This window comes from Brucella sp. RRSP16 (assembly GCF_052246815.1).
Taxonomy (GTDB): Bacteria; Pseudomonadota; Alphaproteobacteria; order Rhizobiales; family Rhizobiaceae; genus Brucella; species Brucella intermedia.
Map to the genome: position 1 here is coordinate 134,212 of NZ_JBQQAM010000005.1, position 23,193 is coordinate 157,404.

Below are 23,193 nucleotides of genomic sequence, written 5' to 3' on the forward strand. Positions count from 1 at the left end.
CTTCATCGTGGGTGCCTCAGGCGCGGATTGAGCGCGATGGCAGCGACATCGGCGATGATATTGAGAATGACATAGGCCGCACCGAAGACGAGGGCCGCTGCCTGCACGAGCGGAAGATCACGCTTGGAAACGGCATCAACCATGAAGCGGCCAAGGCCGTTATAGTTGAACACGGCTTCAACAAGCACCACACCAGTTATGAGGTAAGCAATGTTGAATGCCACCACATTGACGATAGGCGCCGCTGCATTTGGCAGGGCATGTTTGGTCACGACGCGCTTGGTGCGCAGCCCCTTGAGATATGCCGTTTCGACATAGGCCTGATCCATGACCGACAAAACGGCGGTGCGGGTCATGCGCATCATCTGCGCAACGGTCACCAGAACCAGTGTCAGTGCGGGCAGGGCGGTTGCCTGAACCCATTCGAGGAATGTCATGCCTTCATAGGTGTCGGCAAGGCTTGGCAGCAGGTTGAAGCGGATCGACAGAAACAGGATCAGCAGCAGGCCAAGGAAATATTCAGGCAAGGACACGAAAGCCAGCGCCACGATATTTATCACCCGGTCGAAAATGCCGCCGCGCTTTACCGCAGTGACAAGACCGAGAAGAATGGCGACAGGAACACTGACGACGGCAGCAAAGGCTGCGAGCGCCATCGTATTCCAGAAACGTGGCCAGAGGAGATCAGCTACCGGTTGTTGATTGGCAAGCGAGGTGCCCAGATCGCCGGTAACAAACCCGGCGAGCCACGAGAAATAGCGCGCAAGGACCGGTTGATTAAGCCCGAGGCTTTCGCGCAGCGTGGCGAGCGCTTCCGGGGTGGCATTCTGACCGAGAATGGCTGATGCGACATCGCCCGGCAGGATCTGCGTGCCGGCGAAAATCAACGCCGACACGAGGAACAGCGTGAGGAACCCGAGCCCCACACGCTTGAGAATTAGAACGAACATTTATGCTTCCAGCCAGACTTTTTCGGCAAGGCGCGCACCCATCAGATTGAACATCGGATGCGTGGTCACGCCCTTGAGCTTCTTGGAGGTGGCGTCGAGATAGTCGCCGAACATTGGGATAAGAGCACCACCATCATTGCTGATCATGGCCTGCAGTTCAGCATAGATTTCCTTGCGCTTGGCCTGATCGAGCATTGCGCGGGCTTCGAGCAGCTTGGTGTCGAAATCGGCGCTCTTCCAATGCGTGTCGTTTTGCGATGCGTTGGAGGCATAAGCGACTGAGAGAGCTTGATCGGCGGTTGGACGACCACCACGATAAGACATGCAGAACGGTGCCTTCATCCAGACATTGTCCCAATATCCGTCAGCGGGTTCGCGCTTGATGTCGATCTCGATGCCCGACTTGGCGGCGGCGGTGCGGAAGATCGCCGCTGCATCGACGGCGCCGGTGAAGGCCGCATCGGAAGCCGCGAGCTGAATTTTCAGCGAATCCATGCCAGCCTGCTTCAAATGGAACTTGGCTTTCTCCGGATCATAGGCACGCTGCGGCAATGCCGCATCGAAGAACGGGTCGGTGCTTGGGATCGGGTTATCGTTGCCCAGACGACCGTAACCCCGCAAGGCCGTCTTGAGCAGCTGTTCGCGGTCGATGGCATATTTGATGGCGAGGCGGACATTGTTGTCGGTGAACGGTGCCTGCGTGCAATCCATCAGGAAGGAGAAATGCTGGCCACCGGAAGACTGCACGATGTTCAGGTTCGGGTTGCGCTTCAGCAGATCGACGGTCTTGAAGTCGAGCTGGTTGATGGCGTGCACCTGACCGGACATCATGGCGTTGGTACGGGCAGACACGTCGTTGATAACGATGACCTCAACTGCATCAACCCAGGCCGTGTTCGGCTTCCAATAGCTTTCGTTGCGCGTGAAACGCGAACGCACGCCCGGCTGGAAACGCTCGAAGACGAAAGGTCCGGTGCCGACCGGTTTGTTGAAATCCGTCCAGTCCTTGGGAACCACGAGGAAGTGATAGTCGGACAGGATGTAAGGCAGATCGGCATTGCCGCTCTTCAGCGTAATCTTGACCGTCCCGGCATCAACCTTGATGACATCGGTGAATTCCGATGCGAGGGATCGCGCGCCGGAGGTGGTTTCGCCGCGATGCAGGTTGATGGAATAGATGATGTCATCGGCGTCCAGTGTCTTGCCGTTGTGGAAGGTCACGCCTTGCCGAACCTTGAAGGTCCATTCCTTGGCATCGACTGACGGTTCCCAGCTCTCGAACAGTTCGGGTACAGCCTTGTTGTTGACGTCGATTTCCACGAGGCCGTTCATCAGCATGTAGGCCTGATTGACCGGAACCCAATCCTTCAAGAGACGCGGGTCGAAATTGTCGGTGGTGGAGCCGCCGCCGATGCCGAGCTTGAGCACTCCGCCTTTTTTGGGCGTGCCGTCGCCTGCTGCGGCAGCGGGCGAAGTAATCAGACCTCCCATGCCGCTAAGGCTAACCAGGCCGATGCCGGCTGCACCCGCCATGAAAGAGCGACGCGTCAATTGAAACTGGCTTTTTTGCTCAGGCATTTCGTACCCCTGTGTTTAAGTCATAGCCTATTGGCTTTTAGGGGTGGGTAACTTACCGCACCCCTCGTTTTCAAGGGTTGATGTCCGGTTGATGGGTATGACTTTTGTGCATACCCCCATGCGAAATGTGTGTGTTGGCATTTGCGCGAACAAGAATAAAGGAGCGTCCAACAGTAATGGCAGGGCGCTTTCTTCGAGGAACGTGATTGCTGCCTTTTCGGATTTGGATGATCCTGGAGATCAAAAATGGGTTTGCCGGATGTTATCGGCTTGGTGGGCGCGTTCTTCTACCTTTTGGGCTACGCGCTGATTCAATTGCGTATTTTTACCGTCGACGATCCGGTCATTCCGTTGCTGAATGTTCTGGGCGGGGTCGCCCTGATTTATTCACTCGCCTGGAATTTCAACCTCGGTTCCTTCATCTCGCAGGTAGCCTGGCTCATCATTACCGTTATCGGTTACATCCGTTTTCGCCTGGTTTCGCGTCGCCGCTCCGCGCTTCCGCAGGAATGAAGCGGAGCCGGAGATCCGATCATCTTTATGTGATCGGATCGGTTCCGTTGCTGGCGATCAGCCACTCCGAGACCTCGCGCACGATTTTCCGCTGGTGGCGATCAGCAGGCCGCATCAGATAGAAATAGGCGTCCGACCGCATCATATGGTCATGGGCGGCCACCAGTGTTCCGCTGGCGAGCTGTTCCCGGATCAGCCATGTCCAGCCGAGCGTAATGCCGATCCCCTGTGCTGCGGCGGCGACGCAAAGGCCATAATCCCCGAGCCGCCATTCCAGAGCACCGGGCGGGGGCGACAGCCTGGCATCGTGCCACCATTCCGGCCAACCCTGCCATTCGCGCATTGTATCCTCGATCGCCAGCAGAACCGGTGCTTCCTGCTCCATGATGCCGGGAGCGCCGGGTGCCGAAACCGGCACCACTTCCTCCCGACCCAGCACCGTCAGATTGACTCCGATGGGCCGTTCCTTGCGGTAGAACAGGGCAAGATCGAACTCGTCCAATCGCAAATGTGCGACGTCATCCGTTACGCGCAGCCGTATTTCGATGCCGGGGATATCGGCTTTCAGCTTGCCGATCCGCGACAGGAACCATTGGTCGGCGATCCCGCGCGAGCAGGCGATGGTGATCTGTCGGGGCCCGATCCATGCACGAAGGCCATCGGTGACGGCGCTGAGGTCACCCAGGAGACGGCTCACTTCGGAAGCGTAGCTTTCGCCGATGGCAGTCAGCTGCACACCTGCGGGCAGGCGGTTGAACAGTTTAGAGCCGATGAACGCTTCCAGCTTGCCGATCTGGCGGCTGACGGCGCTCTGGGTGAGGCCGAGTTCCAGACCGGCGCGCGAGAAGCTGCCAAGCCGGGCGCGCTGTCGAAGGCAACCAGCGCATTGAGGGGAGGCATGGATTGACGACCGACCGCCAAGTGATTTCTCCATTTTCCAGTGCATCGTTTCAACGGTTTGGTTTTACCGTAGCCGATCTCGGGGATCGTTGTTCGCGTCCCCACACCGTCGGTCCTGCGTCTCTATCCAAATAACGCGCTGATATCCATGGGTGCGGCTCGCTCTTCATTAAATCAAATTGCTTCAGGAACAAACCCGGTCGAGTGCGGTTCGGAGTGCTGTCATCACGACTGTGAAGAGGAGCAATCTCATGCCAGGTCGATATCAGAACGAAGATCGTGACGATTACTACAACGAACCCTACCGGGAGCGCGATTATGAAGCGCGGGGAGGCGACTACCGAGGCTATGATGACCGCTACTCTAGCGATTATGCCCGGGGACGCTACTCCGACGACAATGACGAACGATATGCTTCCCGGCGAGAGCCAAACCGCGAGCGGGAAAGTGACCGGTACCGTCAGCGGACGGAAGGCCAATCCCGAAGCAGCTACGCTTCAGGCGGCCAGCATCGGGGAAAAGGACCGAAGGGATACACACGCTCCGATGACCGCATCAAGGAGGACGTATCGGACGCATTGATGGAAGATGCGGAACTCGATGCATCCGATATAGAGGTGACGGTCAAGAAGGGCGAAGTGACCCTGCAGGGGCAGGTTGGAAATCGTCAGGACAAGCGCAGAGCAGAAGAATGCGCAGAAATGTGCGCCGGCGTTGTTGATGTTCAGAACAACATCAAAATCCGTTCAGCAACATCGGCTTCGTCAAAGGGTACTGCCTGAAATTTGAAACTCGCGGCTGGAGAACGCAGCCGGAGATGAGCCCTTGGCGGGGCTCATGCGCCTTGGGGCGCGAAAACTCACAACAATTGGAGGATGAAATGCCACGCAATATGCCAGAACGTGACGATCAGGGCCGTTTCGTAAGCGATGACGACCGGGGTCGGGGCGGAGATGATCGCCGCAGATATGCCAGCAGTCGCCGGGATGACGACGACCGCCGTTCCAGCCGTTATGACGACGACGACCGGGGCCGCGGCCACGGAGGCTGGTTCGGGGATTCCCGCGGCCATGCTGAAGCTGCCCGTCGCGGATGGGACGAGCGTCGGGACGATCGTGACTATGATGACCGGCGCCGCTATTCCAGCCGCGAAGACGACTACGATGATCGCCGTTCCAGATATGACGACGATGACCGCGGACGGGGTTGGCATGGCGATTCCCGCGGCCACGCGGAAGCCGCACGGCGCGGATGGGACGAGCGACGCGACCAGGATTATGACGACCGTCGCAGATATTCCAGCCGCGACGGTGACCGTGGATATTCGAGCCGGGACGATGATCGTCGCTCGGGCGGCGGTCGGGGTCATGGCGGTTGGTTCGGCGACTCTCGCGGCCATGCGGAAGCTGCCCGCAGGGGTTGGGAGGAGCGCCGGGACGATGATTACGACAACCGTCGCGGTCGCTAGAGCATGAGTTCCCCAAAGCGGAAAGCCGGTTTTGGAACAGTAAATGCTCTGGACACCGGCAAACAGACAGGGCGGCCTTCGGGCCGCCTTGCACGCCTCTCCGCAGGAATGAGCGTTCTTTTCAAGGAATTTCACGATGGGTGCTAAAGCCACGCGCGAATTGGATATCATCGCCGAAAAGGCGCGCCTTCGCTACCTACGAGCCCGCAATATGCTGATACTGGAAGCAGCAATCAGCGCTATGCTCGACACCGAAACGCCGCAGGACGCCGCAAAAACCCTGCGGGAACAGGCGGATTTGCTCGTTCGCTATCTTTGAGAACCCATGAAGCTTCCACTCGATTGCCTGCGCGCGATGGGGCCGGAACATAATTCTCCGGCGTGGGTTCGAATTTCTTTCAAGGGAAAGGAAACAGGATCATGAAAACAGTATTGCTTGCCTTCTCGGCAATTCTTCTCATGTCGGCTCCGGTATCTGCCCAGTCGACGAGCGAGAAGACAGGGATCAATTCTCTCGTCGGATCAGCGCCGTCCACTCAGGATTTCGTGACACTGAGCGGAAGCGGCGACATGTTCGAGATTGAATCGAGTAAACTCGCGCTTGCAAAGGCCGATCCAACCACCAAGAGCTTTGCTCAGCAAATGATCGCCGATCATCAAAAGACCAGCGAGGAACTGAAAGCGCTCCTGAGCACGAAAGTGAACTCGGTGAAGGCCCCGACCGCGCTTTCCGATGATCATCAGGAAATGCTGGACAAGCTGAAGGGGCTCGAAGGCGAGGATTTCACGAAGCAGTATCGAAGCGATCAGGAAGAGGTGCACGAAGACGCTGTCGATCTGTTCAAGCGATATGGCGAAGGCGGCGAGAATGCCGACCTGCGGGCCTGGGCCAATGCGACTCGGCCCGCGCTGGAGCATCATCTCGAAATGGCAAAGAAGCTCAACGAATAAGCGGGAAGGTCTCGCGATCACCGCGTGCGGCGCTCAATAAGGCAATGCCGAATGCAATGCGGATCGCGAGCCCCCGCCCGGCAAAAGCAGCAATGCTGATTCAGTCATTGGAGCCGTTACGTTCCATAGTGATAACGCCTCGTGGCGTGTCTATCGGCTCGTCACTGACGCGATGCACCTGATAGGATTTCTCGTTGCGAAATGCACTGAAATCGTTAGTCGTAAGGTCGGTATCCCCTATTGCTACCTGTCCCCGGAAGGCCTCCGTCTCACCCTGGCTGGCGACTACTCTCGCATCGGCCTCGGAGCGGGCGGAAACCAGAGCCGTTCCATGCTTGGGAGCAAGCTCATTGTCGTCTCCCGGTGAAGGAATGAGCAGGAAGGCATAGCATTGGTAATCGGTCTGGACCTTTACGCCGCTGTCCGGCGTTTCTTTCCATTCGGTGAAAACATTTTTGTCCCGATATTCCATTTTTACCTCCATTGGCTGCAAGGGCCGTGCTCTTGCAGCCGGGCCTGAGCTGCCAGCCCGGTCGCCCTTGATAAGGATGTTGTTTCGTCGCGTACTCGCGGCAAATTCCTCTGCCGCGAGTGCCAAGAAAGAGCTGCTGACGATTGAGTTCCGGCATGCTTCTGCCGAACTGGCACTCACATGGAGTGCGCCGTTACGTTGCCGTCCGCATCAAGCGTTACCATGACGGTCTCGGCTCCCTTCATGGCTGACGCTTCCCACAATCCCTTGTCGTTCAGCTTGAGATTGGAAATTCCGGTATAGCCGGCTTTGGTAAAGCGTTCGGTGGCCTGCTCTTCGGTGAAGCTGTTCTGGCCTGCATCGGGCGCCTTGTCGTCATGCGTCGTCGGCGTAGCGGAAGTAGGGGCATTGGCGTTGGGCGCAGGCGCATTGGTGGATGGCGTGTTCGGCGTCGTCGTCGCATCCTGAGCACTGCCGACAGTCGGAACAATTACGAGTGCGCTTGCCAATAGAATAGCTGGAATGTTCATCTATCTTCCTCCGTTTTCAGCCCCACCGCGTTGTAACAAAGGCAACTCGGGATTGTTCCGCTTTCTGAACTTGGAATTTTCGATCTCTATTCAGATAGCCCCTGCTGTTAATCCTCGAACGTCTTGTCGCTTTATTCGACAGGGCTTCGAAAAATAAAAAGTTTGGGGAACACCCTTCTGCGAACATTGTTAGAAAGGGGAAACCTCAAGCAAAGGAGAAGCCCAATGGCTGATCAGACGGCGAACTGCAATTTTGCGTTCAGGGCTGACAAGCAGCGCGAGATTGCTTCCAACGAGGGCCAGGCATCCGGCGGCAACGTCAAAACCGACCCGGCGCGCGCGGCCGATGCGGGCCCAAGGGTGCAGAGCACTGGAGGCGCTTTATTGCGGTGATGTCGATGAGAACCGTTTTCATGATTGTTATCGGAATAGTGCTCCTGCTGGTGGCGGGGGCGCTTCTGCGTGGCATTGGTCCGGCTGCGGACAATGGGCAGAGCCCACCGCATTCCCTGCAGACCGATCCACCCGACTGAACCATGGGCGAGGGGCCTGATCGCAGTTCATAAACATGTCTACGTCAACGAAATCTCCAAACACGATCCGACAGGGCGGCCCCGGAGCCGCTCATGAAAATGCAAAAAACGATCTGAAGATTACCAAACCGCCAGCCGATGGGGAAACCAAAGGCCGCCGCAGCAAGGTCTCCGGCGGTGGCGGAGAAAGGGACATCCACCATACGCACAATCCCGCGACCAAGAAGTGAAGCCTCTGGCTGAACCGGCGAATGTCTGCGTCCATTTCGCTTGGATATGCGGCGCATCTGCAAGAACGCGGCAGGCGGTTCATTTTGCTTTGAGGAACAAGACTTGATGCTCCGCAGTTAGGTCTATCGAAGGAGATAGACAATGAGCACAAAGCTTCCCCCTGTACCCAAAGGCAACCGCAGCGGAAAAGGCCCCGGCGAACAGAAACATGTTCCGCTGAAAAGCAACCTGTCGCCCCAGGATAACAAATCCGGAAAACAAGGCCAGCAGGCCAACACCAGGATCAATACGACACACCAGGGCTTGCAGCAGGACCGTTAGTCCAATGGAGGAATGGAATGCGTTCGTTTCTCAGAGACAACGGATTGACGATTGCGCTCGCCATCTTGTTCGGCATATCGATCCTCGGCATGGCAGCGGCAGGCTTTGCAAGCTACAACGAAGAGCTTGCAAAACACGGAGAGGCTCCTCTGCCCCTCCTCCAATATTTGATAAGCGGACAATTTCTCTCGGCCCTTTTTGAAAACTGGGAGAGCGAGTTTTTGCAGATGGGGGTCTATGTCGTGCTGACAGCATGGCTCTTTCAGCGCGGTTCGGCGGAATCGCGTGACCCGGACGAGGAAAAGCCGGAGAAGGAGCGGATCGGGCAACCGTCTTTTCTTTATTCGCATTCGCTGGGGCTGACGCTGTTCGGGCTGTTTATTGCCAGCTTTTTGCTGCACTGGTTCGGCAGTGCTCGTGCCTCGGAAATGGATATGGCCCGCCACGGAGCCGCTTCGACCGGTTACCTGCAATATTTGCTGGATGCCGAATTATGGTTTGAATCCTTCCAGAACTGGCAGTCGGAATTCCTATCCACGGCAGTCCTTGTAGTCCTCTCCATCTTCCTGCGCGAAAAAGGTTCGCCGGAATCCAAACCCGTCAGCGCTCCTGACGAACAGACAGGGAGCTAGACGTCCTCGGGAGCGATGGTTTCACCATTCGCGTATGAACTGGTGCGGGAGCGCGTGTCGAACGGTAATTTCGTTCGACACGCGCATCGCAGTCAGGCCGCGCCTCTCAGATGCACGAACCGAGATCAGAAGCTGTTACGTTCGTGATAGGTGCGCAGGAAGCTCTGGATACGGGCGTCTTGAGGTTGATGCAGAATTTTGGCAGGAGCGTCCACGCCCACCAGTTCGCCCTTTTCCATGAAGGCCACCTGATCGGCGACATGGGCCGCAAATCCCATTTCATGGGTTACCACGACCATGGTCATGCCTTCAGCAGCAAGCGTCTTCATCACGCTCAGCACTTCACCAACCAGTTCAGGATCGAGCGCCGATGTAGGCTCATCGAATAACATTAGCCGCGGCTCCATGGCGATAGCCCGGGCGATGGCCACCCGCTGCTGCTGGCCGCCGGACAGGCGGGAAGGGAAGCTGGCGGTCTTGTCAGACAGTCCCACTTTTTTCAATGCCTCGGCAGCGCGCGCCTCTGCTTCCGCCCTCGGCAGGCCACGTACGCGCAGCAGCCCCTCGGCGACATTCTGGAGCGCGGTCATGTGCGGCCACAGATTGAACTGCTGGAACACCATGCCGATGGAGCGGCGCATCTCCCGCAATTTGCTGCCCGGCATCTTGCGACCGCCGGGGCTGACATAGCCGATCATCTGCCCATCGATGCTGATCTCGCCGGAATCATATTCCTCCAGAAAATTGATGCAGCGCAGCAGCGTGGACTTGCCCGAGCCCGACGGCCCGATCAGACAGGTGACCTTGCCAGGCAGGATAGACAGGTTCACATCTTTCAGCGCGTGAAAGGGGCCGTAGAATTTGTTGACCTTGCGGATCTCGACGGATGACGCGGCGAGCATCTTACGTCCTTTCAACCAGATGTTTCGTTATGCGCGCCTCCAGCCAGCGGCCGGCGCGTGAGATTGTCTCGACCAGTGCCCAGAAAAACAGCGCCAGCACGAGATTTGCTTCGAGATAGCGGAAGGTTTCCGTGGACATGCGCTGCACTGAATACATGAGTTCAGGCACCGTGATGATCGACAGAATCACTGTTTCCTTGGTCAGAATGATCGAGAAATTGACCAGTGCGGGCAGGGCCGAGACGAGGCCGAGCGGCAGGAGAATCCGACGCACGATGGTCGGTTCCGACATGCCGATGGCTCGGGCGGCCTCAAGCTGTCCCGCCGGCACGGCGAGGAAGCCGGCGCGGAAGATTTCGGCGAAATAGGGGCTGCCGTAAACCGTCAGGCCTACAAGCCCCGCAGTCAGCGCCTCGAGCCGCAATCCGATCAGCGGGCCGCCATAATAGAGGACGAAGAGCTGCACCAGAAAGGGCGTGCCGCGAATGATCTCGATATAGGCCTGGATCAGCCAGGACACCGGGCGCGGCCCGTAGCGCTGCACGAGCGCAATGACAAGACCCAGCGCCATGCCAAAGAGAGTGCCCAGCGCCCAACACAGGATCGTCAGCGCAAAGCCGTTCGACAGGATAGGCCAATATTGTTGCAGGATCGTCAGGCTCATGTGGCGCTCATCCTGTGTTCGAGATAGCGCCCCAGTGCGGCGAGGCAGAGATTGATGAGCAGATAGATGCACGCGGCTGCAACATACACTTCCAGAGGACGGAAAGTGGTTGCCGCCTGTGCCTGGCTGGCGCGTGTGACTTCCAGTATGCCAACCACGGAAACCAGCGACGAAGCCTTGACCAGCAGGATCATCTCATTGACAAGGGCAGGCAGTGAAAGCCTGGCCGCCTGCGGCAGGATGATCCGGGTCCAGATATCGCGCGGCCCCATGCCGATGGCGGATGCGGCTTCTGCCTGTCCCGGCGGCAGGGCGATGATCGCACCGCGCCAGATTTCCGAAACATAGGCGCTTGAACAGATGCCGACCGTAACCACGGCGGCGACCAGCGCGGGAACATTGATGCCGATGACGGGCAGAAGATAATAGCAAAGCAGAAGCTGCACCAGCAGCGGCACCCCGCGCAGGAAACTAACCCAGAGTGCAGCAAACCTGCGCAGCCAGACTCTGCGGGAAAGTGCCGCCGCGCAGATCAGCGCGCCGATCACCAGTCCCAGTCCGATGCCCAGCAGGGATATCAGCAGCGTGAAACGCGCCGCCCAGAAGAGCGGCCCGAAACTGGCCAGGAAGGTCGAGGTGGAAAACATCGCTGCTCCGTTTGGTGGCGGGCAGGATTGCTCCTGCCCGCATGTCGTATCACTTGGTCGGAACTTCGCGAGGCAGTTCGGTATAGGTGCCCAGCCACTTCTCCTGAATGGTCTTGATGCGGCCATCATCCGTCATCTTGAGGATAGCGTCATTCACGGCCTTGATGAAGCTTGCACTGTCGGCGTCCTTGCGAGCGACCCAGGCGAAGTAGGTCGGGTTGCCAAAGGTCGGCTTGTCGGACATCGCGAAGGTTTCCGGCCGTGTCTTCACCAGATATGTGAGGTTGGGCAAGGAGCCGGCGACGGCATCCAGACGTCCGGCCGCCAGGTCGGCATAAGCCTCGTCGGTGGTGCCGTATTCCTTGACGTTGACGCCGCCCAGGCTTTCCCCGAAAGCCTGCAACTGCTTGAACTGCGCGGTGCCCTGCTGGACGCCGACGGTCTTGCCCTTGATATCCTCGGGCTTCTTCAGTTCGGTGTTGCTGGCAGCGTGCACCAGCGCCACCGTGGCGTCGGCGATCGGCAGGCTGAAGGCGTAGCGTTCGAGACGCTCGGGGGTGATGGTGACGGGCGCGATCACGATATCGAACTTCTTGACCTCGAGACCGGGAAGTTCCGCAGTCCACGGAATATCCTGGTAAACCGGCTCTGCGCCGAGTTCCTTGGCGACGCCGTCGAAGAGATCCTTCGTCATGCCTTCATACGTGCCATTGGTCAGCATGTCGAACGGCGCATAGTGCATATCGGTAGCTGTTTCGATCTTGCCCTTGGCCTTGATATCCGACAGCTGATCGGCCATTGCAGGCATGGTCAAGCCCAGCACGGCGATACCGAGGAGGGCGGATTTCAATGTTCCCGAAAACGTCATTTTATTTTCTCCCAGATAAACTGCGTGGCGATGTTCGCCCTACAGAACGTTATTAAGCACATTTCACGCGGCGCCGGATATGGCCGCTCACAGAAAAGTCGAGCGGGATGATAACCGAACCCGTCAGGCCAGCATATTGCCGGAGATGATCATGCGCTGGATTTCGCTGGACCCCTCATAGATACGCATGATGCGCAGGTCGCGATTGATCCGCTCTATGGGGAAATCACGCGTGTAACCGTAACCGCCGTGTATTTGCAGCGCTATATCGGCTATTTTCCCGGCTGCTTCGGAAGCGCCGAGCTTGGCCATGGATGCTGCCAGCGAGAAGCGTCCACCCTGGTGATGCGCCAGATCGCGCTGGCGCGAGGCTTCCTGCGACAGCAAAAGTGCAGAATGATATGCAAGGGCCATATCGGCGATCATCCATCGGATGCCCTGCCGCTCGGACAGCGGCATGCCGCCGATGATGCGTTCTTTCGCATAGGCGATGGCAGCATTCATCGCTGCGCCAGCAAGGCCGAGACATTGGGCGGCCACTTCAATGCGGCCATTGTCGAGCACCTGCATGGCAGTGCGAAAGCCCTTGCCCTCTTCACCGAGCAAAGCATGTTCGGGAAGTGTGCAGTCCAGATTGAGCGTGAAGACATGGCCGCCTTTGAGGCCCATTGTCTTTTCCGCCGGGCCCGCCTCGAAACCAGGCGTATCCTTCGGCAGAATGAAAGCAGAAATGCCTCGATGCGCCTTTTCAGGATCAGTGACTGCATAAACCACAATGAAGTCGGCCACACCGCCGTTCGAAATAAAGCACTTTGTGCCTTTGAGATGCCAGCCGCCCTCTATTCGCTTGGCACGTGTCTTCATGTCCGCAGGATCGGAACCAGCCGTCGGCTCGGTGAGCGCGAAGGCGGCGAGCGCTTCGCCGCTGGCAGCTTTTGGTAACCACTCCTGTTTCTGGGCCTTCGTGCCGCCGATCAGGATGGAATCGGTTGCCAGATAATGCGCTGTCAGTGCCGAGGCTGTGGACCCACAGGCGGCCGCCACGATTGACACGGCTCGCAGCAGAGCGGGCGCGGAAATGGCGCTGCCGCCATAGGCTTCCGGCAAGTTGGCTCCCATCATGCCCGCTTCGCCGAGTGTGGCGATCTGCCGGTCGACAAAGCGCGATGTCTCGTCGGTTTCTGCCGCCAGCGGCGCAATCTTGTCAGCACATATCCGCTCCAGCACATCGCAGAACATGCTCTCTTCTTCGGCCAGCATATGCCAGGGATCATTGATCTGCGTCATGCGCGCTCCTTCAGTCCGAATTCCTTCAACACCGTGGCGATGTCGCCGCCAAGTCGTGGTGCGGCGGTCGCAGCGACGGGCTTGTGTCCATCGAAACGAACTGGCTGTCCAACCACTGGCACCTGACCCAGAACCGAATGGGCGAGCTGGGTAACAAGGCCGCGCGCAGCCGCATGTTCATTGTCGGCGGCCTGTGCGATGTTCCAGATTGGCGCGGCGGGCAGGCCTTCCGCTGCGAGCGCCGTCACCGCGTCTTCAGTGGTCATGCTGCCCGACCATTCCTCGATGAATGCCTTGAGTGCCGGTTCGTGTTCGGTACGGCTGCTGTCGCTGGCAAAACGCGGATCGTCCGCAATCTCCGGTTTGCCCATGAGTTTTGCCAGTTTTCCGAACTGCCCTCCGTTCAGCACTGCGATTACCACCTCTCCGTCACTTGTGTTGAAACAGCCGAAAGGCGTGGATATCGGATGTCGGTTGCCAACACGGCTTGGCAGAACGCCGCTGTAGAAATGCTGGGCGTGACTGGTGGTCAACATCGAAAACAGCGCGTCATACATGGCAACATCGAGCGTCGCGCCATGCCCCGTCGCATTGCGCTGAACCAGTGCGGCCATAATCGACCAGCTGGCAAACAGGCCCGCGATCAGATCGGCGATGCTTTCGCCGGTTTTCAGTGGCGCGCCGCCCTCTTCGCCGGTAGCTGTCATCAGGCCGGACATGGCCTGCACCACCAGGTCATAGGCTGGAAGGTCCCTGAACGGCCCCTCCTGCCCGAAACCGGAAATGGAACAATAGATGAGCCGGCGATTGGCTTCGCGCAAGGCAGCTGCGCCAAGTCCAAGCCGGGCGGCAACGCCCGGGCGGAAATTTTCCACGACTACATCCACGCGGGCCGCGAGCGTCCGCGCCAGTTCAAGGTCAGCCTGGTTTTTAAGATCGAGTGCTATGCTTTTTTTGCCGCGATTGTTGAGCGTGAACAAGGCACTTTCACCATCCTTGAACGGCCCGACATGTCGATAGTCGTCACCCGAAAGCGGTTCCAGCTTGATGATTACCGCCCCCAGATCGGCGAGCAGTGCCGTGCAATACGGCCCCGCGAGAACGCGGGACAGATCGAGCACCCGGATTCCCGTCAGCGGGCCGCTCATATTTTCCACTCCCGGCCCGGGATTTCGATCCGTTCGATCCGTTCGATTCGATCGTCTTCGATAATGATGGAAGTACGTTCTGCAGGGAGACAGCTCCTCTGCTTTCCCTCCATACGCGCGGTGGCATGCTTCAAAATCTGCATCTGGGCTTGCTCCCGAAAGCCTCGCTATTTTTTGTGAGCTAATCATAAAAAAATGTATATGTCTAAACTTATTTCTTTATATGTTTAAACTTATCGATGCGGTAAACTGGCGGACACGGCGTGGGTGTTCGTATTGCGAAAGTCGGAATGGACATGTATCGTTCGGCGCTGAGCATGTTGAGTTGCTGCTGTGTGTCCTGGGGATTGATGCAGGAGCGACGGCTGCAGGACGTAAATTCGATGCCAAACAGGCTAGCCAGCGACGTCCGGGCTGTGAGGCGTCATGGGGTGCGAAATGGCATGCATCTTGACCATGATCGTATGATCGCTGATTACCTGATTTCTATCGGCGGATTGCAGGAGTGCATGTGATCGACAAGCGATCTGGCGGCCATCTGGGCTCAACGTCTCCAAAAGCACAGAAAATTGCCAGCGAAGTGCGGCGCCGCATCGTTGAACTTGAATGGCGTCAGGGCGACCGAATTCCGGACGAGGCCGATCTTGCGATCGAGTTTGACGCCGCGCGAGCGACCGTCAACAAGGCATTGCAGCTGCTGGCTGACGAAGGATTGTTGGACCGCCGCCGCCGAGCCGGTACTCGTATCGCGATTGATCCGGTGCGCAAGGCGACAGTCTCAATCTCGATTGTGCGTGAACAGGTTGAACAGGCCGGCATGGTCTACAGTTATCGCGTCGTGGCGCAGCGGAAAAGTCCGATCCCGGCAGAGGTTGCGGCGCGGCTCGGTCTTCCGGAAGGGGAAATTCTCGTTCATATGAAGGCTGTGCATTACGGCAATGGCCAGCCCTTCCAGCTGGAGGACCGCTGGGTCAATCTGCGCGCGTCACCAGAACTTGAAAAGGCCGACTTCTGGCAACTGAATGCCAATGAATGGCTGGTGCGCAACGCGCCTTATTTGAGAGCTGACCTGACATTTTCAGCCGAAAATGCCAATCGCCGCGATGCCAGATTGCTGCAGACCGAACCGGGGCAGGCATTGCTGATCATGCACCGCACGACCTGGAACGCGCTGGGCCCAATCACGACCGCCCGGGTGGCGTTCCAGCCCGGCCATCTCGTAAGTACAGAAAAGGCTGCGAACCGAGGCTGAGTTTGATCGCGTGCGGAAAACTGCGATCGGCCACTTCGGCGAGGCAGACGCATAGACTGGGGACCGAACTCTCTCATGGCGAGGCAGCCATTACAGTTCACGGCAGCACTCGGTTCAAGCGCGCCTTGTACCATTGAGATCAGGCTGCTTCTTTCAAAATAGCGCGGATAGGCTGGGGTGCGGTGCCGAGATATCCCGCAACCATCCGGGTGATATGTTCCACAATATCCGCTTCATCGGAAAGGGAGTGGCCGCAGTCATTGAGAACGATGGCATGGGTCAATGTCTCCACGGTAGTCACGCAGATGAATGCAGCCGTATCCAGATCTTTGAGCTGAATGTCGTCCTTGCATTTTTCGAGATAATGCCGAACCAAATCCAGCGTATCCTTTCGGATGGCTTCCACCTCGGCGAGTTTTCCAATTCTGGGCACTTCTTCCTTGAAGATGCGGTGGAGATCCGGGTCGACCCGGTGTGCAGCGATCATCGCGCGAATGAGCTCCCGCATGGCGCTGTTCAGGTCGTCTGAGGCGCATGCCTGCATCGCGTTTCCCAACAGAGCCAGAATTTCACGATTATGTCTGGCGACGAGCGCAGCCACAAGCGACTCCTTGTTGGGAAAATACTGATAGAGCGATCCAATACTCACGCCTGCCACGGCGGCGACGCGATTTGTGCTGGTTCGAGCGTATCCTTCGCGCACCAAAACGCGAGCAGTGGCATCCAATATCGCCTCGACAGTCATCCGTGACCTCTCTTGCGAGGCCGATTTTCTGGGAGTTGTGGCGCTGAACTTGCTCATATCCTCGATTTTCCTAATGCGAGTAGACAATGCGAGTAAACACTCACATATTTTGTATAAATCGTCAACAACAATGAACGTGAATAATATTTCGGCAATAAATTGTCGAAATTCAACTTACCTGTTCCGCGTTCAAAATAGATAACAAGAGTTTTACAATATGATGAAGGTCGTCCGAGGATTTTTACTCGTTTCTGTGGTGGCACTCGCAGCTGGCTGCGTCAGTTCCGGGCAAAAAGACGTTTTCGTTGCAGAATGTGCTCTTGCAGGGCATGGTGAAACAATCAATGAAAAATGCAACGCGTCGAAACTGGGCTGGAAGGGCGCGAATTCGAGCGATTTCACCTTTAGCCACTAATCGACCGCTGATGGTCGAAAATCTCGGTACTCGGTAACCTGTCTCTGACAGCTTCACGAGATGAAGCGAGGGGAGATCAGTTCAAGCGGTCACGTCGAAAGGTTATGGCCGAAACCGGGAAATCGTCGAAGCCGGATTAGACGATGGGTGCGTTTCTGGCGTCGAAAGGCCTGGGACGCTCGGAAACCGTACGGGCGGCATTTTCAATCAAGGGGCCAAAATTGTCGCTGAAGCTTTCTACCGACCATTCCTGTAGATTGCCAGCGATATGGATTGCTCCGATGGGCACGCCCTTTGCATCGGTAACCGGCGCGCCGATTGCTATTTCGTGGGCCAGCAACTGACGGCAGAGAACGGAGTGTCCCCGTCTGCGCGTGGCATCGACCTGTTCCATTACGCCGGCAAGATCGGTGATGGTATAGGGCGTGAACGGGGTGAGGTCGGAACGGTTTACGATATCCGCAATTCGGTCGTCCGGCAGGCGCGACAGGACTGCGATGCCGCCCGCCGTGCAGTAAGTCGGAACCGCATTGCCAACGATGGTTGCGCTGAAAACTTCGTGTTTTGACGGCATACGCAGGGCATAGACCAGCCGTACATCATCGAAAAGCGATAGATCCACGCGTTCGCGCACCCTTCGGCGCAGTTCCAGCATAACCGGATTGGCTCGCTGGAGCATCGGGTTCAGCCGCAGAAAATCATGTGTCATATCCAGAATTCGTAAGCCGGGAAGATAGCCGCGATCCTCCGGGTCCCGCGCAACCATGCCGAGTTTCATAAGCGAATTGACGATGCGCTGCGTCGCGCTGCGATCAAGTCCCGATGCGGTCGCTATCTGCGTAAGGGATAAGGGGTGTCGAGCGCTCTGGAAGGCGGACAGCACAGCGACCGTGCGCGCAACCGAACGTAGAAACAAGGGGTCGTCTTTGAATTCATCCGCTTCGTCAGGGTCGAAAGTGGACAATCCGGTCAGGTCGCGAAATTGGTTCATGGGTCCAAGCTTTAGTCGCCATTCATAGATTGACAAGGAGCAAAATTGGTTCCTATCATAAAAACAATATAGATGTATCGCTGACAGATACACGTTTTCGCTCTGGGGATAAATCGTTAGATGGGAGTATGCTCGTGCTCAAGCGCGTGGCTGTGGCTGGCTTCTTGCATGAAACGAACACCTTCGCTTCGGCGCCAGCCGATATGGCGGCGTTTGTCCAGGGAGGCGGATATATTCCGCTCTCTCGCGGCGAGGCGGTTCTTCAAAATGCGCGGAATGTAAATCTCGGTATTGCCGGTGCGCTGGATTTCGCTCGCGAAGCTGGGTGGGAAGTCGTTCCCATTTTGTGGGCCGGTGCTATTCCGTCCGCCCCGGTCACCCGGGATGCCTATGAAACCATCGTTTCAGAAATTGTCGAAGAGCTCAGGGATTGCGGCCGGCTCGACGGGATATTCATCGACTTGCATGGTGCTATGGTCGCCGCGCATGTCGACGATGGCGAGGGGGAGCTGCTTGAGCGTGTGCGGGCGGTTCGCCCGACCGAACCGATAGCTGTCGCCCTCGACCTCCACGGAAATATCACGCGAAGGATGTTCGAACATTGCGACGTGATGGTAGGTTTTCGTACCTATCCTCATGTTGATATGGCCGAAACCGGCTACCGGGCGGCACAAGCGTTGCAAGCCTTGATGGACAAGCCGAAGGGCTGGCACAAGGCAATGCGGCAGGGTGATTACCTAATCCCGATTGCCTGGCAATGCACGGATGAGGAGCCGGCTAAAGGCCTTTATGCCCTGACGGCGGAGCTGCCTGAGAATGTGTTGACGGCATCCTTGTTCATGGGCTTTCCGGCAGCAGACTTTGCCGAATGCGGTCCGTCCGTTTTCGCCTATGGTTGGGATCGGACGGCCGTTGAGGCCCACGCAAACGCGATCATTGCCGCATTGGCCGCTGCCGAACCCTCCTTTGCGGGCACGGCTTATCAGCCAGAGGAGGGAGTGGCGAAGGCGATTGAGCTGGCGCGAGACGCACGCCGACCGATCATCATCGCAGATACTCAGGATAATCCGGGAGCAGGTGGCAGTTCCGATACGACCGGGATGCTTCGTGCACTCGTGGCCTGTGGTGCGGAGCGGGCTTCCATCGGGTGCATTCACGACCCGGAAGCGGCAAGGATTGCACATCAGGCCGGAGAGGGAGCGGCGGTGGAAATCGCGCTCGGCGGTAAGTCGGGGATTGAGGGCGACGCGCCGTTCAAGGCCCTGTTTACCGTGGAAAAGCTTTCGGACGGCAAGGCTCATGCGACAGGACCCTACTACGGTGGAACCTGGCTGAACATGGGGCCGTCAGCATGCCTGCGTGTGGGCGGCACACGGATCGTCGTCACCACCAATCTCGCCCAGATGGCGGATCGTGCGCTTTATCGCATGGTGGGTATCGAGCCGGAAAAGGAAGCCATTCTCGTCAATAAGAGCTCGGTACATTTTCGTGCAGACTTTGCACCCATTGCCGAACAACTCCTGGTCTGCACCGCACCGGGCGCGATGCCGCTCAGCCCGGCCAGACTATCATGGAAAAATTTGCGTTCGGGCATACGGCTGGAGCCGCTCGGACTGGAATTCAAATAAAAACAAAAACAACCTTCAGAGGAACCCAAGCAGATGCAGTTTTTCAAATCTCCTGAACCTGGCCCCGTTCTTCGCAGGCTTAAATTTGGCCTTGCCGCTTCCCTGTTTGCTCTGGGCGCTGGCAACGCATGGGCGGAAACCACACTCACTGCCGTAATGCATTCGGATTTGCGCATCCTCGATCCGATAATCACGACTGCGCATATCACCCGCGATCATGCCTATATGATCTATGACGTGTTGATCGCCGTAGACGAGAACTTCAAGCCTCAGCCGCAGATGGCCGACTGGACCGTTTCAGACGACAAGAAGGTCTATACTTTCACGCTGCGCGACGGTCTGAAATTCCACGATGGAGCGCCCGTCACGGCTGCTGATGCCGTGGCTTCACTGGAACGCTGGTCCAAGCGCGATGCTGGTGGCCAGCTTATCATGGACATCACAGATTCGCTTAAGGCGACTGATGACAAAACCCTTGTCTGGACCCTGAAAGAGCCGTTTGCGCCCTTCCTCGATACCCTGGCCAAGCAGGCGGCTCTGCCTCCTTTCATCATGCCCGCGCGTATCGCGGCGACGCCAGCCGATACAGCCATCACCGAACATATAGGTTCCGGGCCGTTCAAATTCGTGCCGGGTGAGTTCCAGCCCGGCGTCGGCGTGAGCTACGTCAAGAATGAAGATTATGTTCCGCGCAAGGAACCGGCAAACTGGATGGCTGGCGGCAAGGTCGTCAATGTCGACAAGGTTCGCTGGGTGACGATGACCGATGCGCAGACAGCCGTAAATGCCCTGACCAGCGGCGAGATCGACTATATCGAGCAGGTTCCGGTTGATCTCGTTCCATTGCTCGAAGGTGACGACAGTGTTGTGCTGGAGCAGCGAGATCCGCTGGGATACCAGACGATGGGCCGTCTCAACTTCAAGCATCCCCCTTTCGACAATCCCGATATCCGCCGCGCAGCTTTTCTCGCCATGTCGCAGGAGCCGGTGCTTGCCGCTCTGATGGCTGATCCGAACTATTACAAGGTTTGTGGGGCGATTTTTGGTTGCGGAACGCCCAATGCCACTAATGTCGGCTCCGAGAGCATCATAGGGCAGGGCAATATCGAAGAAGCGAAGGCGCTGTTGCAGAAGGCAGGTTATGACGGCAAGCGGGTTGTGCTGATGCAGCCGACGGATGTTACCAGCCTGTCGCCGCAGCCTGTTGTTGCCGCGCAACAATTGAGAGCCGCCGGGTTTAACGTCGACATGCAGCCGATGGATTGGCAAACGCTGGTCGGCCGCCGTGCGTCCAAGGACGAACCGTCCAAGGGTGGATGGAATATCTTCTTCACGAACTGGCAGATACCGGAAATTTGGACGCCGCTGAACTCGGTCATGTTGAACGGCCGTGGCGATCAAGGCTGGTTCGGCTGGCCGCAGGATGACAAGATCGAAGCGTTGAAGAAAGAGTATATTTCAGCCCAGACGCCTGAAGATCAGAAAGCTGTGGTCGAGAAGATCCAGGCGCACACGCTTGAGAATGTGCTCTACATTCCGCTCGGCGAATACAACCCGCCTCAGGGACGTCGTGCCAATATCGTTGAGATGCTTGGTTCGCCCGTGCCGGTCTTCTGGAACGTGAAGAAGAACGAAGAGTAACTTTGCCCGCCGTTATCGTGCCCATCTGTTTTGGGCGCGATAACTCCCAGTCCACCGCGGAGCTGGTTTTTTCAGCCGGTTCCGCATCACGCGGGGCGTGCATATGGCTGTCTATCTCATAAAACGCATTTTTGCGCTGGTGCCGGTGTTGTTGCTGGTATCGATTTTCGTATTCCTCCTCCTGAGACTGACGCCGGGCGATCCGGCTGCAATTCTCGCGGGGGATGCCGCGACGACAGAGCAATTGGAGCGTATTCGTGAGGCCATGGGCCTTAATGAACCGATCCTGACGCAATATTTCACATGGATGGGGAAGATCTTTCAGGGCGATCTTGGTGTTTCGTTGATTTCGGGCGTGCCTGTTCTTGATATGGTTTCGCAGCGCATCGGACCGACGATTTCGATCGCTGTCCTGACCATCATCATTGCGATCCTTGTTGCGATACCGATGGGTGTACTTGCTGCATGGCGGCACCGCTCATGGATCGACTATCTGGTAATGAGCTTTTCCGTCCTCGGCTTCTCCGTCCCGGTTTTTCTGGTCGGCTATGTGCTGTTGCTGGTCTTTTCCGTCAATCTGGGCTGGCTGCCGGTACAGGGGTTCAAACCGATCTCGGCGGGTTTGGGCGCCTTCATGGAACGGGCAATCCTGCCTGCACTGACACTGGCTTCCATCTATATCGCACTTATCGCCCGCATGACTCGCGCAGCGATGCTGGACGTTCTGGGCGAGGATTATATCCGGACCGCGCGTGCCAAAGGTGTGAGTGATCGCCGTCTTCTGTTCGTGCATGCTTTGAAGAACGCGGCCGTGCCTGTCGTTACCATTGTGGGGACGGGCTTCGCGCTGCTGATCTCCGGCGTCGTGGTCACGGAAAGCATCTTCAACATACCCGGTATCGGCCGCCTGACGGTGGATGCGGTGCTTGCCCGCGATTATCCGGTAATTCAGGCCATGATCTTGCTGACGAGTGCACTCTATGTGTTCGTCAATCTGGTGATCGATCTCTCATACACATTGTTCGACCCGAGGATTCGTTATTGATGCGCACAGAATCGACATCGGCTGGCATGCACTGGATGCTTCGCCTGTTTTCGCTACCGCGCGTCGCCCGCGTTGGCATCGGACCGCTGATTGCTGCCTTGCTTCTCGCCGCAATCATTATTCTCACTCTGATCTCTCCGTGGATCGCACCCCATGATCCGCTGGCCATGAACCCGATGATGCGTCTCAAGCCACCTTCAGACGAATATCTGCTTGGCACGGACAATTACGGTCGGGACCTTTTCTCGCGTATGATCCTCGGGGGGCGCATTTCCCTCCTCATCGGGCTTTTCGCGGCGGCTTCCTCGATAATGGTCGGTGTATTCATCGGTCTTATCGCCGGTTTCTTCCGTACTGCCGATGCGATCATCATGCGCATGATGGATGCGCTGATGGCGATGCCCTCGATCCTGATCGCCATTGCGCTGGTCGCGCTTAATGGACCCTCCATTGGTTCGGTGATCGTGGCGATCACGATTCCGGAAATTCCCCGGGTGGTGCGTCTGGTCCGTTCAGTCATTCTCAGTGCCAGAGAGGAGCCTTATGTCGAGGCCGCCTTGGCGCTCGGTTCCAGCACGCCGAAAATCCTGTTCCGACATCTTCTGCCGAACACAATGGCACCGCTGATCGTGCAGGGCACATATATCGTTGCATCGGCGATCCTTACCGAAGCAATCCTTTCCTTCCTTGGAGCTGGCATCAGCACCGAGATACCGACCTGGGGGAACATCATGGCGGAAGGGCGCCAGTTCTTTCGCATCAAGCCGTCGATCGTGCTCTGGCCGGGACTTTTGCTGACGCTATGCGTCCTTTCTATCAACCTTCTGGGCGATGCGGCACGCGACACACTCGATCCGCGCCTGAAAAAGCGGGAGGGCTGA

The 23,193-nt window shown here is 57.4% G+C and carries 29 protein-coding genes; 15 read left to right on the forward strand and 14 right to left on the reverse strand.

Going from position 1 to position 23,193, the window contains the following annotated elements:
• Nucleotides 1-2: 2 nt before the first annotated feature.
• Together ACS5UA_RS09870 and ACS5UA_RS09875 are read right to left on the reverse strand one after the other, a co-directional pair.
• The gene (locus ACS5UA_RS09870; protein ID WP_021585370.1) at nucleotides 3-950 is read right to left on the reverse strand and encodes an ABC transporter permease; all 948 of its coding nucleotides are present in this window, start codon (nucleotides 948-950) and stop codon (nucleotides 3-5) included.
• Nucleotides 951-2,528: an ABC transporter substrate-binding protein gene (locus ACS5UA_RS09875; protein ID WP_031346117.1), complete on the reverse strand. Its 1,578-nt coding sequence runs from the start codon at nucleotides 2,526-2,528 to the stop codon at nucleotides 951-953.
• A 246-nt stretch (nucleotides 2,529-2,774) separates the two neighbouring features.
• On the opposite strand from ACS5UA_RS09875, the gene ACS5UA_RS09880 reads away from it, so the two are divergent.
• Nucleotides 2,775-3,041 carry a CBU_0592 family membrane protein gene (locus tag ACS5UA_RS09880; RefSeq protein ID WP_021585368.1) on the forward strand — a complete coding sequence of 89 codons (267 nt, stop codon included), beginning with the start codon at nucleotides 2,775-2,777 and terminating at the stop codon, nucleotides 3,039-3,041.
• A gap of 25 nt (nucleotides 3,042-3,066) precedes the next feature.
• Here ACS5UA_RS09880 and ACS5UA_RS09885 read toward each other — a convergent pair whose 3' ends face one another.
• Complete coding sequence (locus ACS5UA_RS09885) at nucleotides 3,067-3,975, reverse strand: LysR family transcriptional regulator (protein WP_443101283.1); 909 nt, start codon at nucleotides 3,973-3,975, stop codon at nucleotides 3,067-3,069.
• A 217-nt stretch (nucleotides 3,976-4,192) separates the two neighbouring features.
• Between ACS5UA_RS09885 and ACS5UA_RS09890 the strand changes: the two genes are divergently transcribed.
• Complete coding sequence (locus ACS5UA_RS09890) at nucleotides 4,193-4,723, forward strand: BON domain-containing protein (RefSeq protein ID WP_082465593.1); 531 nt, start codon at nucleotides 4,193-4,195, stop codon at nucleotides 4,721-4,723.
• Nucleotides 4,724-4,800: 77 nt separating this feature from the next.
• On the opposite strand, the gene ACS5UA_RS09895 is transcribed toward ACS5UA_RS09890, so the two are convergent.
• Nucleotides 4,801-5,340, reverse strand: coding sequence for a hypothetical protein (locus tag ACS5UA_RS09895; protein WP_156368246.1), 540 nt, complete (start codon nucleotides 5,338-5,340; stop codon nucleotides 4,801-4,803).
• A gap of 205 nt (nucleotides 5,341-5,545) precedes the next feature.
• Between ACS5UA_RS09895 and ACS5UA_RS09900 the strand changes: the two genes are divergently transcribed.
• A complete protein-coding gene (locus ACS5UA_RS09900; protein ID WP_021585362.1) occupies nucleotides 5,546-5,728 on the forward strand; it encodes a hypothetical protein in 183 nt (60 codons plus the stop codon).
• A gap of 101 nt (nucleotides 5,729-5,829) precedes the next feature.
• Nucleotides 5,830-6,360, forward strand: a complete 531-nt coding sequence (locus ACS5UA_RS09905) for a DUF4142 domain-containing protein (protein WP_021585361.1) — start codon at nucleotides 5,830-5,832, stop codon at nucleotides 6,358-6,360.
• Nucleotides 6,361-6,460: 100 nt separating this feature from the next.
• On the opposite strand, the gene ACS5UA_RS09910 is transcribed toward ACS5UA_RS09905, so the two are convergent.
• Both ACS5UA_RS09910 and ACS5UA_RS09915 read right to left on the reverse strand, forming a co-directional pair.
• Entirely contained in the window at nucleotides 6,461-6,832 is a 372-nt protein-coding gene (locus ACS5UA_RS09910; RefSeq protein ID WP_021585360.1) for a hypothetical protein, read from the reverse strand.
• 176 nt (nucleotides 6,833-7,008) lie between these two features.
• The gene (locus ACS5UA_RS09915) at nucleotides 7,009-7,362 is read right to left on the reverse strand and encodes a hypothetical protein (protein ID WP_021585359.1); all 354 of its coding nucleotides are present in this window, start codon (nucleotides 7,360-7,362) and stop codon (nucleotides 7,009-7,011) included.
• Nucleotides 7,363-7,587: 225 nt separating this feature from the next.
• On the opposite strand from ACS5UA_RS09915, the gene ACS5UA_RS09920 reads away from it, so the two are divergent.
• The 5 genes from ACS5UA_RS09920 (at nucleotide 7,588) to ACS5UA_RS09940 (ending at nucleotide 9,079) form a co-directional block, all read left to right on the forward strand.
• Entirely contained in the window at nucleotides 7,588-7,755 is a 168-nt protein-coding gene (locus tag ACS5UA_RS09920; RefSeq protein ID WP_176056272.1) for a general stress protein, read from the forward strand.
• 5 nt (nucleotides 7,756-7,760) lie between these two features.
• Complete coding sequence (locus tag ACS5UA_RS09925; protein WP_266017190.1) at nucleotides 7,761-7,895, forward strand: hypothetical protein; 135 nt, start codon at nucleotides 7,761-7,763, stop codon at nucleotides 7,893-7,895.
• Nucleotides 7,896-7,930: 35 nt separating this feature from the next.
• Nucleotides 7,931-8,125, forward strand: coding sequence for a hypothetical protein (locus ACS5UA_RS09930; RefSeq protein ID WP_006473205.1), 195 nt, complete (start codon nucleotides 7,931-7,933; stop codon nucleotides 8,123-8,125).
• Nucleotides 8,126-8,267: 142 nt separating this feature from the next.
• Entirely contained in the window at nucleotides 8,268-8,447 is a 180-nt protein-coding gene (locus tag ACS5UA_RS09935; protein WP_021585356.1) for a hypothetical protein, read from the forward strand.
• Between the two features lie 17 nt (nucleotides 8,448-8,464).
• Entirely contained in the window at nucleotides 8,465-9,079 is a 615-nt protein-coding gene (locus ACS5UA_RS09940; RefSeq protein WP_021585355.1) for a DUF6766 family protein, read from the forward strand.
• A gap of 125 nt (nucleotides 9,080-9,204) precedes the next feature.
• Here ACS5UA_RS09940 and ACS5UA_RS09945 read toward each other — a convergent pair whose 3' ends face one another.
• The 6 genes from ACS5UA_RS09945 to ACS5UA_RS09970 form a co-directional block, all read right to left on the reverse strand.
• A complete protein-coding gene (locus ACS5UA_RS09945) occupies nucleotides 9,205-9,981 on the reverse strand; it encodes an amino acid ABC transporter ATP-binding protein (RefSeq protein ID WP_443101304.1) in 777 nt (258 codons plus the stop codon).
• Between the two features lies 1 nt (nucleotide 9,982).
• Nucleotides 9,983-10,645 carry an amino acid ABC transporter permease gene (locus tag ACS5UA_RS09950; RefSeq protein WP_021585353.1) on the reverse strand — a complete coding sequence of 221 codons (663 nt, stop codon included), beginning with the start codon at nucleotides 10,643-10,645 and terminating at the stop codon, nucleotides 9,983-9,985.
• Nucleotides 10,642-11,292 (reverse strand): amino acid ABC transporter permease, encoded by a 651-nt coding sequence (locus tag ACS5UA_RS09955; RefSeq protein ID WP_021585352.1) that lies wholly within the window; start codon nucleotides 11,290-11,292, stop codon nucleotides 10,642-10,644. Before ACS5UA_RS09955 ends, ACS5UA_RS09950 begins: the two co-directional genes overlap by 4 nt.
• A 49-nt stretch (nucleotides 11,293-11,341) precedes the next feature.
• A complete protein-coding gene (locus ACS5UA_RS09960; RefSeq protein ID WP_443101284.1) occupies nucleotides 11,342-12,160 on the reverse strand; it encodes a transporter substrate-binding domain-containing protein in 819 nt (272 codons plus the stop codon).
• Nucleotides 12,161-12,283: 123 nt separating this feature from the next.
• Nucleotides 12,284-13,447: an acyl-CoA dehydrogenase family protein gene (locus ACS5UA_RS09965; RefSeq protein ID WP_021585350.1), complete on the reverse strand. Its 1,164-nt coding sequence runs from the start codon at nucleotides 13,445-13,447 to the stop codon at nucleotides 12,284-12,286.
• Nucleotides 13,444-14,595 carry a CaiB/BaiF CoA transferase family protein gene (locus tag ACS5UA_RS09970; protein ID WP_443101285.1) on the reverse strand — a complete coding sequence of 384 codons (1,152 nt, stop codon included), beginning with the start codon at nucleotides 14,593-14,595 and terminating at the stop codon, nucleotides 13,444-13,446. The genes ACS5UA_RS09965 and ACS5UA_RS09970 overlap by 4 nt, the downstream gene beginning before the upstream one ends.
• 511 nt (nucleotides 14,596-15,106) lie before the next feature.
• Here ACS5UA_RS09970 and ACS5UA_RS09975 point away from each other — a divergent pair.
• Complete coding sequence (locus tag ACS5UA_RS09975) at nucleotides 15,107-15,847, forward strand: GntR family transcriptional regulator (protein WP_443101286.1); 741 nt, start codon at nucleotides 15,107-15,109, stop codon at nucleotides 15,845-15,847.
• 139 nt (nucleotides 15,848-15,986) lie between these two features.
• Here ACS5UA_RS09975 and ACS5UA_RS09980 read toward each other — a convergent pair whose 3' ends face one another.
• Nucleotides 15,987-16,649, reverse strand: coding sequence for a TetR/AcrR family transcriptional regulator (locus tag ACS5UA_RS09980; RefSeq protein WP_036592426.1), 663 nt, complete (start codon nucleotides 16,647-16,649; stop codon nucleotides 15,987-15,989).
• Between the two features lie 160 nt (nucleotides 16,650-16,809).
• Here ACS5UA_RS09980 and ACS5UA_RS09985 point away from each other — a divergent pair, with 160 nt between their 5' ends.
• Nucleotides 16,810-17,007: a hypothetical protein gene (locus ACS5UA_RS09985; protein ID WP_156368245.1), complete on the forward strand. Its 198-nt coding sequence runs from the start codon at nucleotides 16,810-16,812 to the stop codon at nucleotides 17,005-17,007.
• A gap of 136 nt (nucleotides 17,008-17,143) precedes the next feature.
• Here the strand turns inward: ACS5UA_RS09985 and ACS5UA_RS09990 are convergent, their stop codons facing one another.
• Nucleotides 17,144-17,998, reverse strand: a complete 855-nt coding sequence (locus ACS5UA_RS09990) for an IclR family transcriptional regulator (RefSeq protein WP_021585345.1) — start codon at nucleotides 17,996-17,998, stop codon at nucleotides 17,144-17,146.
• A gap of 128 nt (nucleotides 17,999-18,126) precedes the next feature.
• Between ACS5UA_RS09990 and ACS5UA_RS09995 the strand changes: the two genes are divergently transcribed.
• The 4 genes from ACS5UA_RS09995 (at nucleotide 18,127) to ACS5UA_RS10010 (ending at nucleotide 23,193) form a co-directional block, all read left to right on the forward strand.
• The gene (locus tag ACS5UA_RS09995) at nucleotides 18,127-19,626 is read left to right on the forward strand and encodes a M81 family metallopeptidase (protein WP_021585344.1); all 1,500 of its coding nucleotides are present in this window, start codon (nucleotides 18,127-18,129) and stop codon (nucleotides 19,624-19,626) included.
• A gap of 33 nt (nucleotides 19,627-19,659) precedes the next feature.
• The gene (locus ACS5UA_RS10000) at nucleotides 19,660-21,267 is read left to right on the forward strand and encodes an ABC transporter substrate-binding protein (RefSeq protein WP_021585343.1); all 1,608 of its coding nucleotides are present in this window, start codon (nucleotides 19,660-19,662) and stop codon (nucleotides 21,265-21,267) included.
• A 103-nt stretch (nucleotides 21,268-21,370) separates the two neighbouring features.
• Nucleotides 21,371-22,312, forward strand: a complete 942-nt coding sequence (locus tag ACS5UA_RS10005; RefSeq protein ID WP_021585342.1) for an ABC transporter permease — start codon at nucleotides 21,371-21,373, stop codon at nucleotides 22,310-22,312.
• 35 nt (nucleotides 22,313-22,347) lie between these two features.
• Nucleotides 22,348-23,193: an ABC transporter permease gene (locus tag ACS5UA_RS10010; protein WP_376780813.1), complete on the forward strand. Its 846-nt coding sequence runs from the start codon at nucleotides 22,348-22,350 to the stop codon at nucleotides 23,191-23,193.